Source organism: Virgisporangium aurantiacum, from assembly GCF_016863635.1.
Classification (GTDB): Bacteria; Actinomycetota; Actinomycetes; order Mycobacteriales; family Micromonosporaceae; genus Virgisporangium; species Virgisporangium aurantiacum.
This window is the reverse complement of sequence record NZ_BOPG01000027.1, coordinates 47,691-64,188: the sequence shown is the minus strand read 5'-3', so window position 1 is coordinate 64,188 and position 16,498 is coordinate 47,691. Positions and strand designations below refer to the sequence as shown.

The window sequence follows — 16,498 nt, the reverse complement described above, 5'->3', positions numbered from 1 at the left end:
CGGTCGGCGGATGGATCAACAGCTTCCGGACCGGGCGCGGGTGGTGGTGATCGGCGGCGGCATCATCGGCGCATCCGTCACCTACCACCTCGCGCACCTGGGCTGCGACGTGGTGCTGCTGGAACGGGACCGGTTGACGTCGGGGACGACGTGGCACGCGGCCGGGTTGATCGTCACGTTCGGCTCGACCTCGGAGACGTCGACCGAGCTCCGCCGGTACACCCGCGACCTGTACGGGCGGCTGGAGGCGGAGACCGGGCTCGCGACCGGGTTGAAGCAGGTGGGCTTCATCGAGCTGGCCACCGACGACGGGCGGTTGGAGGAGTACCGGCGGGTCGCCGCCTTCAACCGCCTGTGCGGGGTCGACGTCACCGAGATCTCGCCGGGTGAGGTCAAGGAGCTGTTCCCGCTCGCGCGGGTCGACGACGTGCTCGCGGGCTTCTACGTTCCCGACGACGGCCGGGCCAACCCGGTCGACGTGACCATGTCCCTCGCCCGGGGCGCGCGCCTGAAGGGGGCCCGGATCGTCGAGGGCACGCCGGTGTCCGCGGTGCTCACCCGGCAGGGCACCGTCACCGGCGTCCGCACGCCACGCGGCGACATCGAGGCCGAGTACGTGGTCAACTGCGCCGGGATGTGGGCCCGCCAGCTGGGCGAGGCCGCGGGGGTGAACATCCCGTTGCAGGCGGCCGAGCACTACTACCTCATCACCGAACCCGTCGACGGCGTCGAGGCGACGCTGCCGGTGCTGGAGGATCCGGCGTCCTACGGCTACTTCCGGGAGGAGGGCGGCGGCCTGATGCTCGGGTTGTTCGAGCCGGTGTGCGCGCCGTGGAAGGTCGACGGGATCCCGGACGACTTCTCCTTCGGCGAACTGCCGCCCGACTGGGACCGCACGGCCCCGTACCTGGAGAAGGCGATGGGCCGCATACCCGTGTCGATGGACGTCGGGGTGCGCACGTACTTCTGCGGCCCGGAGAGCTTCACGCCGGACCTGCAGCCCGTGGTCGGCGAGGCACCCGAGCTACGCAACTACTTCGTGGCGGCGGGCCTGAACTCCATCGGAATCCTGACCGGCGGCGGGCTCGGCCGGGCGTTGGCGCACTGGATCGTCGACGGCCGGCCGGACATCGACGTCACCGGGTTCAACATCGACCGGTTGCACCGGTACCAGAACACCCCGGCGTACCGGGCCGCCCGCACGGTGGAGGCCCTCGGCACCGTGTACAAGTGCCACTACCCCAACCGGTCGATGCGCACCGCCCGCGGCGCCAAGCTCTCCCCGCTGCACCACCGTCTGGTCGAACAGCGGGCGTACTTCCGCGACGTCAGCGGATGGGAGATGCCGGACTGGTACGCCCCGGAGGGCGTCGAACCGAGCGTCGACACGCTGTCCTGGGGCCGGCAGAACTGGTTCCCCTACTGGGAAGCCGAGCACCACGCGGCCCGCACCGGCGTCATCTGCATGGACATGTCGTTCATGGCCAAGTTCCTCGTGCAGGGCCGCGACGCCGGCCGCGTCCTGGAACGGGTGTCGGCCAACCGGGTCGACGGGGACAGCGGCGTCATCACGTACACCCAGTGGCTCAACGAGGGCGGCACGATCGAGGCCGACCTGACCGTGACCAAGCTCGACGAGGACCGGTTCTGGGTGGTGGCCTCCGACACGGCGCACCGCCATGCGGAGACCTGGCTCCGCCGCCACCTCGGCGGAGCGACTGGTGGAGCGCACGCGTTCGTCACCGACGTCACGGGCGCCTACGCCCAGCTCAACGTCCAGGGGCCGCGCTCGCGGGAACTGCTGGCCGGGTTGACCACCGCCGACCTGTCGAACGAGGCGTTCCCGTTCCGCACCGCACGCGAGATCGACCTCGGATTCGCGCGGGTGCTGTGCGTCCGGATCACCTATCTCGGTGAACTCGGCTACGAGTTGACCATCCCCACCGAACAGGCCCTCGGCGTCTACGACCTGATCGCCTCGGCCGGCAGCGCGGCTGGCACGGCGGTCGGCCTGCGCCACGCCGGCCTGAAGGCGCTGTCGAGCCTGCGGATGGAGAAGGGCTACCGGGACTACGGACACGACATCGACAACACCGACTCGGTTATCGAGGCCGGGCTGGGATTCGCGGTCGCGCTGGACAAGCCCGACGGCTTCATCGGGCGGGACGCCGTCGCGGCGAAGAAGGCGGCGGGACCGCCGAGCCGACGACTCGTGCAGGTCCGCCTGACCGACCCGGAGCCGCTGATGTTCCACGCCGAGGTGGTCCGGCGCAACGGAACGGCCGTCGGCTACATCAGGGCCGCGTCGTACGGCTTCACCCTCGGCGGCGCGGTCGGCCTCGCCATGGTCGACGCCGACCGCCCGATCGACAAGTCCTATGTGGACGACGGCGAATGGACCGTCCAGATCGGCACCGCGACGTATCCGGCCGTCGCCTCGCTGCGTCCCATGTACGACCCCACCAACGAGCGGATCCGCGCATGACCACCGGACGGACGGAGGCCCGCATCGACGACGCGGGCAACATCCTCGTCGCGGCGTCACCCGGTAAGGCCTTGATCGAGGACTTCTTCGGGACCGTGGTCACCGTCGACGACCTGCCTTCCCTCGACCTGAGCGGGAAAACCGTCTACCTGTACGGCGACGTGTCGAGGATCGGCGGTCACGCGCTCGACGCGGCCGCGCGGGTGCTCGTCGTCCGGGAGCTCTCGCACGGCTACGACGGGAGGCCGTGGACGATCGTCGGCATCGGCCGGGTTCCCGTGCGGGTACACGGCGTCGGCGTGTACTACCGGCGCTTCTTCGACCCCGGCTCGGACCACTTCGGCGCGATCTGTTCGGAGCACGCGTTCCAGTCGCTCACGGAGTCGACCAAGCCCGGAACGGCCCACCGCACCGGAATCTATCTGACGCCGGTGGCGCGGGACGGTGACGACCTGCACTTCCGCCTGCTCCGGTGTTCGACGAACCTCTCGGGACCGACCGAGAACTTCTCCGCGACCGACACGCGCATCGTCGACGCGCTGAACGTCGAGGCCGCCTCCATCTTCCGGGACCAGGCTCCGCTGAACCACGTGCTCGCGCAGGTCTACCACAACACCCCGACCACGGCCGAGCGCAAGCAGTCCAAGGCAAAGATCTCGGCCCACGCCGACAAGACGAAGGACATGCCCGCCAACGGCATCATGGCCTTCTGCACCTTCTACGACCGGCTCGACGCGCTGCGTCCGCTGGCCGACGACGCCTTCGACCACGGCGTGAAAGGCACGAGCGCGCTGACGAAGCTCCATTTCCGGCTCAAGGAACCGGGCGCGTTTCCGGAGCAGTTCAGTGTGACCCTCTATCCCGACTCCGTGTTCTTCATGCCGCTGTCGACCAACCGGTTGTACACGCACGAAATCCGTTCCTCGGCGCTGGACGCCGCGGTGCTACCGACCCGCCTGGGGTACGTGGTCCGCTGTTCGAGCGCCGAGGCCGTCCACACGAACGGCCACACGTTCCTCAAGACCGGCGGAGATCTCGTGGAGCTCGGACCGCCCACGCCCGAGGGCATGGACGAGCTGCGCCGGTTGTACGCCGAGGAGAACAGGACCCCGTCGTTCATCGACTACGGCGACGAGTTTCCCTTCAGCATGAACTCGGGGGACTACATTGCCCCCAGAGTCTGAGATCCGCCCGTACACCCTGCCCCTCGACGACAACCCGTTCGCGGAGCTGTTCGCGTCGGCCCGGTTCGAAGCGGTGGGAAAGGGCCGGCTGGGAACGGTCCTGGTCAAGGTCGACGACGAGGGCGGCGTGCCGCTCGTGCGAACCACCACCCGGTACGGCAGTCCGGCGCAACGGTTCCGTGCGGTGCACGAGCGGCTGGCACAACGGATTCAGGAACGCGCGGCGCTCGCCGTCGGCTTCAACAACGCTCTCATCGAGAGCTACACGAACGCCTACACCACCATGGGCGCCCACTCCGACCAGGCCACCGATCTGGCCGACGGGTCGGTCATCGCCGTCTTCTCCTGCTACGAACGCCCCGAGGTGAGCCCGCCGCGGACGCTGATCGTCGAACCGAAGGGATCCGGCGGCGACACCGTCGAGATTCCGTTGACCCACAACGGTTTCGTCGTGTTCTCCGTCGACACCAACCGGCGGTTCAAGCACCGGATCGTCCTGGACCGGCCCGCCGGAATGGCCGAGAACCGGTGGCTGGGCGTGACGTTCCGGACGTCGAGGACGTTCGTGCGGTTCCGCGACGGACATCCGTACCTCCCGGACGGCACGCCCCTCACGGCGGCCGACGAGGAGCAGCGGCGCGAGTTCTACCAGCTACGGCGCCGCGAGAACACCGAAACCGACTTCGCCTATCCCCCGCTGACGTACACCATCAGCGAGAGCGACCTGCTGCCGCCCGTCTAGTCGGTGTCGTCGGCCAGGTGCTGGGCGACCGCGAGATCGGTGACGAGCACGGTGAGCCAGCCACCGCGCAGCGCGGCCCGGATGGCGGTGTACTTGCGTTGCCCGCCGGCGACGGCCACGCGGCGCGGGGCGGCCCGCAGTGCCTGGTGGGTGATGCCGACGACCCGGTCGTCGAGCGAGGAGTCGACGTGCTCGCCGCGCTCGTCGAAGAACCGCAGGCAGATGTCGCCGACGGCACCGAGTTGCCGCAGGGACCGCTGCTCCTCGACCGCGATCGCGTTGCCGCTGTCGCGCAGGAGTTGCGACGGTTCCAGGCTGCCGACCCCGACGAGGACCATCGTGAGGTCGTCGAACGCGCGGAACACCGACTCGGTGCTGGGGTCGGTGGCGACGGCTTCCCGGGTGGCGGCGGCGGCCACCAGTCCGGGTGCCGGCAGGTACAGCGAGTCGGCGCCGGTGAGCTGGGCCAGCCGTCCGGTCAGCCGGGTGGCGTGGGTCTGCGCGGTGACGACGCCGATGCCGCCGAGCAGCTGCACGACCTGCGCCGCGACCGGGGTGGGGCCGGGCCGCATGGCGTCGACGGTCGCCAGCAGGGTGGCGCTCCAGGACGAGATGCCGATCCGGTCGCCGCCGGTCAGCGTGGTCTCCAGGTACTTCGCGGCGGCCGACCCGAGCGCCGGCAGGATCTGGTGCTCGTCGGTGGCGCCGTGGGTGTCGACGACGACGACCTCCTGCAGCCCGTAGCGCGCCTCGATCGCCTCTTCCAGGTCACCGTAGACACCGGGCGGGGTGATCACCGTCGTGCGGACGATGCCGAGCTCCACCGCCTGCTTCAACAGCCGGGACACCCGCGGCTGCGAGACGTGCAACTGGGCGGCGATCTGCGGCTGCCGGACGCCGTGCTCGTGGTAGAGCCGGGCCACCTTCGTCAACAGCCGCAGGTGATCGTGTGACAGGTGCCCGGCGTCGTAGAGACGGGCCGCCGCCCGGTCGGCTGCTGTCATCGACACTCCCGAGGATCTGGAATATCTATTCAGCTTAGACTGCCTCGTCGTCCGGCGATGCCGCTCCCGTTTCGTCGCTGAAGACGTCACAGAAGATGACGACGCGCGGGCCGCTCCCGTCGCCGTCGATGATCCGCGTGTCCGGCGTGCGCGTGCCGGTCCGGACGGTTCGGCCCGTCTTCGGGTCGACGATGCGGTAGGTCATCGGCAGCCCGTCGTCGTTCATGATCTGCAGCGGCCCGCCGGATTCCTGGTACGCGATGTGCAGGCGGCCGGGGACGGTGAGCCCGCGCGGGTTGATGCACGTCTGCCAGTCCGGGCTCATGTCCGTGGTGGGCAAACCATCGAGGACGGTGCTGAGCAGGCCCACGTACGTCGAGCCCTCGTAGGCCAGCGCGGTGCGCCAGTCGCCGCCGGCGGAGAGGAAGTAGGGCGCGTGCCCCGGCTCGTCGGGGTGCAGCTTCCACTGCCAGAGGTTGGCCGCGCCGTACACGACGCCCATGGTGCCGCCGGCGCACAGGTTGCTCCACGCCTCGTGACCCTGCCACCAGCCGGCGGCCAGGTCGGGGCGGCCGGTCCGTTCGTACGACGGTTCGCCGTTGGCCACCGCCCGCACCGGGAGGTTGCGCCACATGTCGGCGACGCGCTCGGCGGCGTGCGAGCCGGTGTGCCCGGTCTGGCACCACTGGAAGTCCAGCCACGGCGCGTCCTGCCAGGCCCGGTTGTCGGCGTGCGGCCGGTAGTGGATGCCGGTCGGTTGCCCGTAGCAGTCCCAGGTGTGCACCTCGGCGCCGCCGGCGGCGATCTGCGGCTCCCGGCCCGACCCGTCGGCCCCGACGAGGTAGACGACCGGGCGCGCGCCGTAGCGGGCGACCAGGTAGCGGCAGTACCGGGCGTACTCCGCGGGCGGCACGACGGTGCCGGCGACGTCGAGGCCCTTCCACCCGAAGCCCTGGAAGACCGGTTGCAGCACCGGAACGATGCCGTGCCCGGTGAGGATGTCGACGAGCCGGTCCAGGTGCTGGAAGTAGTCCGGGTTCAGCTCGTTGATGTGCCCGGTCGGCAGGTCCTCGAAGCCGACGCCGAAGCCCTCGTCGGCCCGCCGGTCCCGCGGTCCGACGGCGCGCATGTCCGGCTGGACGCTCATCAGCAGCACGGCGTTGAACCCCTTGCCGCCGCGGTCGGCGGCGTAGGCGCGCACGTCGTCCTCGGTCGCCCGCCAGGGCAGTGCCCAGGCGGTGTCACCGACGAGGATCGCCGGCGTGCCGTCGGCGTGGACCAGGCTGCGACCACCCGGCGACATGCGCCAGAAACCGTGGCGGTGGAACGGGTTGGAGCCGGTGCCCGGTGTCACCGTCAGGGTTCCGGACACGTCGCGCAGGCCGCCGTCCGGGACGGACGCCGACGTCGTCCAGTGCCACGTGCCGTGGTCGCGGGGTGAGGCGAAGCGGATCCGCCAGGTGCGGCCGCCGTCGTGGAACGCCGGGCGGCGCAGGACCGTCCCGTCGTCGTGGGTGAAGTCGGCCCACACGTCGACCGCGGTGTACGGGTCAGCGATCCCGGTTTCGGCGGTGAGCGTGATCTCGGCTTCCTGCCACGCGCCCACCGTCATGAGGACAGCTCGACCATCGACGTCAGCAGCACGCGCTGGACGAGGCGTTGCGCGGCAAGGGCGTCGTGCGACGCCTGTGCGGCCGCCAGGGCCTCCTCGTCGAGGGCGTCCAGGGCCCGGTGCACCGCCTTGAGGAACCGGATCGCCTGTTTGGCGGCTTCGACGCTGTCCTCCCGGAACGGGAACTGGTCGAGCTGCCACACCCCGGACCAGTTGTTCTTCCGCAGGGTGTGGAAGAACTCGAACGTCTCCACGAGGTGCACCGAGCCGACCACCATGTCGTCGTCCCAGCCGCGGAAGTTGTCGTTGACGTCGATGGCGAACAGCTTGCCGTGGTCGATGCACAGTTGCGCGGCGTCGGCCGGTGTCTCCAGCCCGTAGAGGGAGTGGCCGAAGTCGAGCAGGACACCGAGGTTGTCCAGCCCGACCTGCTGGATGCCGAGGAGGGTCCGGGCGGCGCTCGGGAAGATGATCCGGTTGCGTGGCTCGCGCGGCTTGTACTCGATGACGAACCTGATGTCCGGGTGGGCGCCGACCAGGTCCCGCAGGCCGGTGACGGCGAGGTTCCAGATGGCGCGGTAGTCGACCTGGAACGGGTAGTCCCAGCCGTCCTGGCCGAACCACAGCTTGACGTAGTCGCAGCCCAACGATTTGGCGAGTTCGGTCGCCTCGTGGAGCAGCGTGAGCGCCTGCTTGCGCACCGCCGGGTCGGGGTTGGTGATGGAACCCTTGACGTACTCCCGGTTGTAGATCTCGGGGGTGATGGCGACCGCGCGCAGGTTGTTGCGGGCGAGCGCGGCCCGGACGTCGTCGAGGGTGCCGTCGAAGCCGGCGAACGGCCAGTTGAGGTCGACGACGGACAGGTCGCCGACGGCGCCGGCCCGGTCGATCTGTTCGAGCAGGCCGACCTCGGGTCCGTAGCCGTTGGTGGCGTAGCGGTCCTTGTAGGTCGCGAAGTGCCAGATGCCCGCGCCGAAAACCGGCAGGTCACTCATGGGAAGCGCTCCGTCCGAGAATCGTTGTGTTGTCAGCCCTTGGTGGCGCCGGCGGTCAGGCCACCGACGATCCAGCGCTGGAGAACGGTGTAGGCGATCAGGATAGGGACGACGGCGATGAGAATGCCGGCGGCGAGGCCGGTGCTGTTGTTGGAGAACTGACCCTGGAAGTTCAACAGGCCCACCGGAATCGTCTTGTTGGCGTCGGAGTTGAGCAGGATCAGCGCGAACAGGAATTCGTTCCACGTCGCCACGCCGTCGAGGATCAGCACGGTGATCAGTGCCGGTGCCGACAGGGGAAGCACGATGGTGAGGAAGGTCCGCCAGGCGCCGGCGCCGTCGATCCGGGCGGCCTCCATGATCTCGTCGGGGATCTGCCGGAAGAACGACTGCAGGATGAGCACCTCGAACGGAATGCCGAACGCGAGGTACGGGCCGACGAGACCGATCAGGCTGTCGGTCGCGCCGAGGCCGCGCATCATGACGAACACGGGCACGATCGTGATGTAGATCGGGATCGTGAGGCCGAGGAAGACCGTGTACATGATCGCGACGCCGAACCGGATCCGCAGCTTTGCCAGTGCGTAGGCCAGCATCGCCGACAGGAACACCCCGATCGGCACCTTCAGGATCAGCAGGGTGGCGCTGTTGGTGTAGGTGGCCTTGAAGTTCCCGATCCGCCAGGCGTCCGAGAAGTTCGTCATGGTGAACTCGTCGGGCCAGGACAGCGGTCCGTGGGCGATGAAGTCCGACAACGGCCGCAGGGCGGTGACGAGCAGCAGTGCCAACGGCGAAATCCACAGCAGCGCCACCAGCGTCAGGAGGAGGGTCGAACCGATGCCACGCCGCGCCCTCATGCTGTCTGCTCCTTCGTCTGGGAACGGACGTAGGGGATGCTGACCGCGATTGCCACCACGGTGATGACGACGGCGATCGCGGTGCCGTAGCCGGCCTTGCTGTACTGGAACACGTTGAAGTACATCCAGGTGCCCATCACCTGGGTCGCGGTGCCGGGTCCGCCGTACGTCATCGCGTAGATCAGGTCGAAGACCTTGAAGGAGTCGATCACCGACAGCGCGACCGTGATGTAGTGCGCGTGTTTCAGGCCGGGCATCGTGATGTGCCGGAACAGTTGCCAGCGGCCGGCGCCGTCGACCGTCGCCGCCTCGTACAGTTCGCGGTTGATGCCCTGCAGGGCGGCCAGGTAGAGCAGCATGGGGAACCCGACGCGCAGCCAGATCGCGGGAACCATCGTCGCGGCCAAGGCGGTGGAGTCCTGCCCGAGCCACGGTTGGGCGAGCCCGTCCAGCCCGATGTCGCGCAGGAACGTGTTGATCGCGCCGTACTGCGGGTTGTACAACCAGCCCCAGATGGAGGCGATCGACACCAGCGGCAGCACGGCCGGGGTGTAGAAGATGAGCCGGAGCACCGGTTTGCCCCGCACGTTGCCGTTGAGCAGGATCGCCAGGGTCAGGCCGATGACGACCGGTACGACGATGGTGACCACGGCCCAGATCAGCGTGTTCGTCGCCGCCTGGACGACGACCGGATCGCTCGGCATCGCCCGGTAGTTGTCGACCCCGACGACGTTGTAGGTCGGGCTCAGCCCGTCCCAGTCGGTGAAGCTGAACCACAACGACGACAGCGCGGGATACACCAGGAAGATCACGTAGACGATCAGGGCGGGCAGCGCGAAGACCCAGGCCACGGCTCCGCCGCGGCTGCGTTTCACTTCTTGTCCCAGGCCTTGACCACGTCCTGCATCTTCCTGGCCGCCTCGGCCGGACCGGTCGTTCCCTGGAGCACGTCGCTCTGGATCGCGAAGTACTGGTCGGCCTGCTGCTTCGGGAACGCCTGGTCCTGAATCGTGTAGAACGGCTGCTTGCCGGGACCCTGGCTCCACTCGTACGACAGCGGCAGCGTCGCCTTGTCCGGTTCGGCGCCGAGCACGGTCGAGGCGGTCACCTTGAGCGCCTTGACCGTGTCGGGCTGGATGAGGAAGTCGAGCAGCGCCGCGGCCTTGTCCTTGTTCCCGCTCTTGGCGTTGATCATGTAGCCCTCGACGAACCCGGAGTGCCGCGCCGGCGTCTTGCCGGTGGGCAACTGGAAGACGCCGAAGTCGTCCGACTTCTTCTGGGCCGACTGGATGGCCTGTGCCTCGGTCCACGGGCCGGTGATGGTGTAGGCCGTCTTACCCTGGACGTACTGTGGCTCGACGTCGGCGGGGTCCAGGCCGACCGCGCCGTCCGGCAGCCACTTCTGGTCCTGCCACTTCTTGAAGTTCGTGAACGCCGTGACCACCTCGGGCCGGTCCCAGGTCTCCTCGCCGGTGAGGAGCTTGTCGTGCAGTTGCGGGCCGGCCGCGGTCTCGAGCAGGTACTCGAACAGGCGCATGACGTCCCAGCCGTACTTGCCGCCCAGACCGCACGGGATGATGCCCGAGGCGAGCAGCTTCGCGTTGACCTCTTCGAGCTGAGCGTAGGTGGTCGGCGGCCCGGAGATGCCGGCCTTCTGGAATGCGGCCTTGCTGTACCACGCCCCGATACCGAGGGAGATGAACGGTAGGCCCGCCTTCATGCCGCTCAGCGTCATGCCCTCGATCGCCGCGCTGTTGAGCTTCGAGGCCCATCCGTACTTCTCGTAGTAGGGGGCAAGGTCGGCCGCCTGCTTGGCCTTGGCGAACGGGGCGCCGATCTGACCGCCCCAGATCCGCCACACGTCGGGACCCTTGCCGCCGAGCAGCTCGGTACGCAGCTTGTCCGGGTAGACCGCCGCGCCGGAGCCGGGCAGCGAGTCGACGGTGGTCGTGGTGCCGTTCTGCTGGTCGAACTTCTTGATCTGGTCCTTCAGGAGCCCGATCGTCGAGTTGTCCTCGTAGGTGAACAGGCGAAGCTCGTTCGAACTCGACGACGAGCCGCCGTCGGAGGTTGAGGAACCGGTGCACGCGGCCAGGCCGGCGGCGAGAGCGGTGCCGCCGGTGAGGCCGAGGAACGTGCGGCGGCTGAGGTGGTTGCCGGTCATTCCGTCTCCTTGAGGAGGGTCGTGGTGGGTTGGTGGTGGGGTGTTCACGGGGTGGTGTCGGTTCCGAGGCGCGCCCGGGCGACAGCGGTGCGCCAGTCGGCGCGCCGGTCGGTCCGGCTCGCGTCGTCGATGGCCGGGTGGTAGGCGGTGGCCGGCCGGTGCCGGGCTTCGAGGTCGGCGAGGCTCCACAGGCCGGCGGCGAGACCGGCGGCGTCCGCGGCTCCGAGGGCGGACAGGTCCGGCTCGGCCGAGCGGGCGACCCGCCGCCCGGACACGTCGGCCTGGAGCTGCATCATCCGCGTGCTGCGGGTCAGGCCGCCGTCGCACAGCAGCTCGCGGACGTCACCGACGATCGTCTCGACCGCGGACACCACGTCTTCGACCTGATGCGCCACCGCGTGCAGGGCGGCCGTGACGAGCTCGCCCCGACCGGTTCCGAGCGTGAGTCCACTGAGGACGGCCACCGCGTCGGGCTCCCACCACGGGGCGCCCAGGCCACCGAACGCGGGTACGAACTGCACCCGCCCGGGTGTCTCGGCCGCCTCGTCGAGCAGGATCTGCTCGTCCAGGCCGAACAGGTCGGCCAGCCAGGTGAGGGTGCGACCGGTCGCCCGGATGTTGCCCTCGACGGCGAGGACCGGACCGGTCACGTCCCAGGCGACGCTGCGGCACAGGGCCGGGCTGTCGCCGCCGTCGCCGAGGGCCATCACCGACGAGCCGGTGCCGTAGGTCGCCTTGACCACCCCGGGTCGCCAGCCGGCGTGCGCGAACATGGCGGCGTGCGAGTCGCCGAGCACCGCGCCGACCGGGGTGCCGTCCGGAACCGGTGCCAGGCCGCGGACGGTCGGGAAGTCGCCGCACGACGCGACCACGCGCGGCAGCACCGACGCCGGAACGCCGAACACGTCCAACAGGCGCTCGTCCCACCGCCGGGTCCCGACGTCGAGCAACTGGGTCCGGGACGCGTTGCCGACCTCGATGATGTGGTCGCCGCCGAAGCGGCTCAGCAGCCACGAGTCGACCGTGCCCAGGCACAGCTCGCCGGCCTTGGCCCGGCGTCGTTCCGGGTCGTGGGTGTCCAACAGCCAGCCCGCCTTGAGCGCGGAGAACATCGGGTCCAGCGGCATGCCGCTGACCGTCCGGACGAGCGGGCCGGCACCGGCGGCGATCAGGTCCCGGCACTTCGCGGTGGTGCGCTGGTCCTGCCAGCTGACCAACGGGCCGAGTGGTTCGCCGGTGCGCCGGTCCCACAGCACCAGCGACTCCCGCTGGTTGCTCACACCGACCGCGGCGATCCGGTGCGCCACAGCCGGATCGACGCAGTCGACGACGGCGCGGCTGACGCTGTGCCACAGTTCGTCCGCGTCCTGCTCGACCCAGCCGGGCCGGGGCTGGCGTTCCGACAGCGGCGCCACCGCCCGGGCGACGACCCGGCCGGACACGTCGACGAGCACCGCCTTCGTCGAACCGGTGCCCTGGTCGACGGCGAGTACCAGCGGGCCGTCAGCCATGACCGTCACCGCTTCCCAGCAGGTCCCGGACGGCGGCCACGATGCCGTCGGCGGACAGCCCGAAGTGGTCCAGGAGGAACGCCGTGTCGCCGGTCGGGGCGAACACCCGCGGCACGCCCAGGATGCGCATCGGGACCGGGTGGGCGGTCACGACGGTCGACGCGACCGCGGCGCCCAGCCCACCGCTGGTGGTGGCTTCCTCGGCGGTGACGATCCCCCGCGTCTGGCGGGCGGCGGCGAGGACCGCGGCGGTGTCGAGGGGATCGACGAACGGCATGTTCAACACGCGGACCCCGATCCCCTCCCCCCGCAGCCGGGCGGCGGCGTCCAGCGCGCGGGAGATCAGCGAACCGATCGCGATGACCGTCACGTCGTCGCCGTCGACGAGCCGGATGGCACGCCCGCGCGCGAACGGTGCGTCGGGCGGCGTGACGACGGGGACCTTGAACCGGGGAATCCGCATGTACACGGGGCGTCCGGAGGCGGCCGCCCACCGCACCGCGGCCCGGGTCTGGTCCGGGTCGGCCGGCACGATCACGTCGAGGTTGGCCACCGCGCGCATCCACGACAGGTCCTCGATGGAGTGGTGCGTCGGTCCCAGTTCCCCGTAGGCCATGCCGGGACTCTGTCCACACAGGACGACGTGGGCCCGGCTGTAGGCGACGTCGGCCTTGATCTGCTCCAGCGCCCGTCCGGTCAGGAACGGCGCGGCGGCACACACGAACGGGATCCGGCCCGCGTTGGCCAGTCCCGCCGCCACGCCGACGAGATCCTGCTCGGCGATCCCCACGTTCACCAACCGGTCCGGAAACTCCTGCCGGAACCCGACCAGGTTGCTGGACCCGACCGAGTCGTTGCACACGGCCACGATCCGGTCGTCGACCCGGGCCAGCGCGGTCAGCTCCTCGGCGAACGCCTGCCGGCAGTCGAACGTGGCGGCCTGCTCGGCGAGCGTCATGCCGCCAGCTCCGCGAGAGCGAGCTCGACCTGCTCACGGGTGGGCACCTTGTGATGCCACTCGACCCGATCCTCCATGAAGGACACACCCTTGCCTTTGATCGTGTTGGCGATGACGACGACCGGGTCGCCCGCGCTCGACGGCGCGAGCGCCTGCAGGAGGGCGACGTGGTCGTGGCCGTCGACGTCGCGGACCTCCCAGCCGAAGCTGCGCCACTTGTCCGCGAACGGCTCCAACCTCTTGGTCTCCTCGGTACGTGCACCCTGCTGCAGCCGGTTCCGGTCGACGACGGCGGTGAGCGAGGACAGCCCGTAGTGCGACGCCGTCATCGCCGCCTCCCAGTTGCTGCCCTCCTGCATCTCCCCATCGCCCAGCACAACGACCGTGCGCCAGGTCTCGCCACCCAGTTGTGCGGCGATCGCGCACCCGGTGGCGACCGGAAAGCCGTGGCCGAGGGCCCCGGTGTTGGTCTCCACACCGGGTACCTCGTTCTTGTTGGGATGACCGTTGAGCGCCGACATCGGTGCCATGAAGGTCGCCAGCTCGTCGACGTGGAAGAAGCCGCTGTGCGCCAGCGTCGAGTACAGGGCCGCCGCGCAGTGGCCCTTGCTCAGGATGAAGCGGTCCCGCCCGGTCCAGGCCGGCCGTTGCGGATCGAGGGACAGCACCCCCCAGAAGCAGGTGACGAGGATGTCGGTCACCGACAGGTCGCCACCGATGTGGCCCATCCCCGCCCGGTCGATCATCCGCACGATGCTGCGGCGCACGCCCTGCGAGATGTCGCGCAGCCCTGCCGCTGTCGACTCGGGGTCGGCGGCGCGGATGCGCGCGGACACCGCGCGGTACTCGGCGGCGGCCGCAGGATCGGCGGACAGCATCGGCGTTCCTTTTCCACTGCCATGATCGCGGCAGTCGCTCATCTGCATATCTATTCAAGCCCGACCGGACATAACTCAGACGGTAGGGCGATGCCGATGGCAATGTCAATGACACGGTTCCGCAACGCGGCCGCCGGATCTGGCGAGGTTGTTCAGCGTGATACCGGGACCGCCGGGACCGCCGGGACCGCCGCGATCACCGGCCCGGGTCGAGAGGCGGTCCTCCACAGTGCCGGTCGGAGCTCCCGTGCCGGCACCAGCAGCCCGGCGTGTATCCGCCGCAGTTCCGGACCGGGATCCGTGCCGAGTTCCTCGGCCAGACGCCGGCGGATCGACTCGTACTCCGCCAGCGCCTCCGCCCGCCGGCCGGCCGCCGTCAGCGCCATCAGGAACCGCGCCAGCAGGGGCTCCCGCAACGGATGGGCCGCGGCCACCTCCCGCAGCAGCACGACGGCCTCACCGGCCCGGCCCTCGGCCAGATCGAGGTCGACGCGCCGCTCCAGGGCCGCCAGATACCCCTCGACCAACCGGACCCGCTGTCCCCTCGACCAGTCGAGCCGGCTGCCGTCGAACGGGTCGCCCCGCCACAGCGCCAGCGCCGCCTCCAGATGACCGCGTTCACTGACCGGATCGGACGCGCGCGCGGCACGACCGAGCAGCCGCCCGAACCGCAACGCGTCGACGTGGTCGGGATCCACGCGCAGCCGGTATCCGGCCGCGTCGGTGACGATCGCGTCTCTGCCCAGGACGCCACGCAGCCGGGTCAGCAGGGTCTGCAACGCCCGCCGCAGATGCACGGGCAGCTTCTCGTCCCACACCGCGTCGGCAAGCCTGTCGACGGACACGGGCGCACCGGCCGTCATCGCCAGCACCATCACCAGGGTCCGGAGCTTGGACGCGCGGATGCACACGGGTTGCCCGCACACCGAGACCTCGAGCGGACCGAGCACCCCGACCGTCAGCATCCCCACGATGGCCTTCCCCCTAGGCATCCCTTCCCCGAGGATGCGCGCGGCGGACCGGGCTGTCGTTACCGGTGAGTGAACAGTCCTTTAGTCTCCGCGCACCGTGACACGATGAGAGGCATGGATGTCGTCAGCACCGACGAGGTTCCGGCCGAGGAGCGGTTCACCTACTGGCGCGAGGTCAACTCGAAGCTGTTCGTCCCCTACGACCTGCGGTGCGACCCGGAGGTGCGAAACGGATTCCGGGCGCACGTCGGGGTCAGCGCGTTCGGTCCCGTGCGGGCCGCGCTGGCCACCATGGTGCCGCACACGACGCACCGCACGCCCAGGCTCATCCGCCGGGCCGACCCCGACGTGCTCGAGATCGGCTGCACCCTGCACGGCGCCGGCACGGTGACCCAGGACGGCCGGTGCGCGGAGGTGGGCGCCGGGGACCTCGTTCTGCTCGAGACGTCGCGGCCGTACCGCGTCGACCATGCGCCGCACGTCCCGGAAAGCAAGGTGCTGATCCTGCACTTTCCGCGTTCGCTGCTGCCGTTTCCGGCTCAGGACCTGCGGCGGCTGACCGCCGTGCGCCTCTCGGGTGATCGGAGCATCGGTGCGCTGACGTCGCAGTTCCTCTGCCACCTGGCCCGGCGGATGCCGAACCTCAGTGCATCGGAGACCGCCCGCCTGTCCACCCTCACGCTGGACGTGCTCACCACCGCACTCGCCGACGCGTTGGACGCCGAGAACGTGCTGCCGCCACACACCCGGCAGCGGGCACTCCTGGCCCGGATCCTCGTCTTCATCCATCACCACCTCGGCGATCCGCGGCTGACCCCGGAGGCGATCGCCACCGCCCACCACATCTCGCCGCGGTACCTGCACAAGGTGTTCGAGCCGGAAGAACACACCGTCGCCGGCCACATCCGTCATCGCCGTCTCGAGAACTGCCGGCACGACCTCGGCGATCCGCGACTGGCCACCCGATCGATCCAGACAATCGCCGCCCGGTGGGGATTCACCAGCCCCGCGCATTTCAGCCAGGCGTTCCGCGCCGCCTACGGCCTCTCCCCGCGCCAGTTCCGCCACCAGACGTTGAACCCACCCGCGAAGCCCGAGTGAAGCAAGGATGAATTTCGGCATCCATACCTTCGCCGA

Annotated in this window: 14 protein-coding genes; 4 read left to right on the top strand and 10 right to left on the bottom strand. The window is 69.8% G+C overall.

Translation table 11 applies throughout. The features are described from left to right. Positions 1 to 10: 10 nt before the first annotated feature. Genes Vau01_RS21560 through Vau01_RS21550 form a run of 3 tightly spaced genes read left to right on the top strand, consistent with a single transcriptional unit; the run spans position 11 to position 4,411 of the window. Positions 11 to 2,485 carry a GcvT family protein gene (locus tag Vau01_RS21560; protein ID WP_203995729.1) on the top strand — a complete coding sequence of 825 codons (2,475 nt, stop codon included), beginning with the start codon at positions 11 to 13 and terminating at the stop codon, positions 2,483 to 2,485. Continuing rightward, complete coding sequence (locus Vau01_RS21555) at positions 2,482 to 3,669, top strand: hypothetical protein (RefSeq protein ID WP_203995727.1); 1,188 nt, start codon at positions 2,482 to 2,484, stop codon at positions 3,667 to 3,669. The genes Vau01_RS21560 and Vau01_RS21555 overlap by 4 nt, the downstream gene beginning before the upstream one ends. Next, positions 3,653 to 4,411 carry an alpha-ketoglutarate-dependent dioxygenase AlkB gene (locus tag Vau01_RS21550; protein WP_203995725.1) on the top strand — a complete coding sequence of 253 codons (759 nt, stop codon included), beginning with the start codon at positions 3,653 to 3,655 and terminating at the stop codon, positions 4,409 to 4,411. Before Vau01_RS21555 ends, Vau01_RS21550 begins: the two co-directional genes overlap by 17 nt. Here Vau01_RS21550 and Vau01_RS21545 read toward each other — a convergent pair. From Vau01_RS21545 to Vau01_RS21500, 10 genes are all read right to left on the bottom strand, one after another. Continuing rightward, entirely contained in the window at positions 4,408 to 5,415 is a 1,008-nt protein-coding gene (locus Vau01_RS21545) for a sugar-binding transcriptional regulator (RefSeq protein WP_203995724.1), read from the bottom strand. The two genes, Vau01_RS21550 and Vau01_RS21545, sit on opposite strands and share 4 nt — an antisense overlap. A gap of 34 nt (positions 5,416 to 5,449) precedes the next feature. Next, positions 5,450 to 7,027, bottom strand: a complete 1,578-nt coding sequence (locus tag Vau01_RS21540; protein WP_203995722.1) for a glycoside hydrolase family 140 protein — start codon at positions 7,025 to 7,027, stop codon at positions 5,450 to 5,452. Continuing rightward, positions 7,024 to 8,022 (bottom strand): sugar phosphate isomerase/epimerase family protein, encoded by a 999-nt coding sequence (locus Vau01_RS21535; RefSeq protein WP_203995720.1) that lies wholly within the window; start codon positions 8,020 to 8,022, stop codon positions 7,024 to 7,026. The genes Vau01_RS21540 and Vau01_RS21535 overlap by 4 nt, the downstream gene beginning before the upstream one ends. A 32-nt stretch (positions 8,023 to 8,054) precedes the next feature. Continuing rightward, complete coding sequence (locus tag Vau01_RS21530) at positions 8,055 to 8,879, bottom strand: carbohydrate ABC transporter permease (protein ID WP_203995718.1); 825 nt, start codon at positions 8,877 to 8,879, stop codon at positions 8,055 to 8,057. Then, positions 8,876 to 9,754: a carbohydrate ABC transporter permease gene (locus Vau01_RS21525; RefSeq protein ID WP_239151758.1), complete on the bottom strand. Its 879-nt coding sequence runs from the start codon at positions 9,752 to 9,754 to the stop codon at positions 8,876 to 8,878. Before Vau01_RS21525 ends, Vau01_RS21530 begins: the two co-directional genes overlap by 4 nt. Next, positions 9,751 to 11,043, bottom strand: a complete 1,293-nt coding sequence (locus Vau01_RS21520) for an ABC transporter substrate-binding protein (protein ID WP_203995716.1) — start codon at positions 11,041 to 11,043, stop codon at positions 9,751 to 9,753. Before Vau01_RS21520 ends, Vau01_RS21525 begins: the two co-directional genes overlap by 4 nt. A gap of 44 nt (positions 11,044 to 11,087) precedes the next feature. Further along, complete coding sequence (locus tag Vau01_RS21515) at positions 11,088 to 12,554, bottom strand: FGGY family carbohydrate kinase (RefSeq protein WP_203995714.1); 1,467 nt, start codon at positions 12,552 to 12,554, stop codon at positions 11,088 to 11,090. Continuing rightward, positions 12,547 to 13,512, bottom strand: a complete 966-nt coding sequence (locus Vau01_RS21510; protein ID WP_203995712.1) for a transketolase family protein — start codon at positions 13,510 to 13,512, stop codon at positions 12,547 to 12,549. The genes Vau01_RS21515 and Vau01_RS21510 overlap by 8 nt, the downstream gene beginning before the upstream one ends. Then, complete coding sequence (locus Vau01_RS21505) at positions 13,509 to 14,390, bottom strand: transketolase (RefSeq protein WP_203995711.1); 882 nt, start codon at positions 14,388 to 14,390, stop codon at positions 13,509 to 13,511. The genes Vau01_RS21510 and Vau01_RS21505 overlap by 4 nt, the downstream gene beginning before the upstream one ends. A gap of 152 nt (positions 14,391 to 14,542) precedes the next feature. Further along, positions 14,543 to 15,355: an AfsR/SARP family transcriptional regulator gene (locus tag Vau01_RS21500; RefSeq protein WP_239151776.1), complete on the bottom strand. Its 813-nt coding sequence runs from the start codon at positions 15,353 to 15,355 to the stop codon at positions 14,543 to 14,545. Between the two features lie 120 nt (positions 15,356 to 15,475). On the opposite strand from Vau01_RS21500, the gene Vau01_RS21495 reads away from it, so the two are divergent. Further along, positions 15,476 to 16,462, top strand: coding sequence for an AraC-like ligand-binding domain-containing protein (locus tag Vau01_RS21495; protein ID WP_203995709.1), 987 nt, complete (start codon positions 15,476 to 15,478; stop codon positions 16,460 to 16,462). Positions 16,463 to 16,498 lie beyond the last annotated feature (36 nt).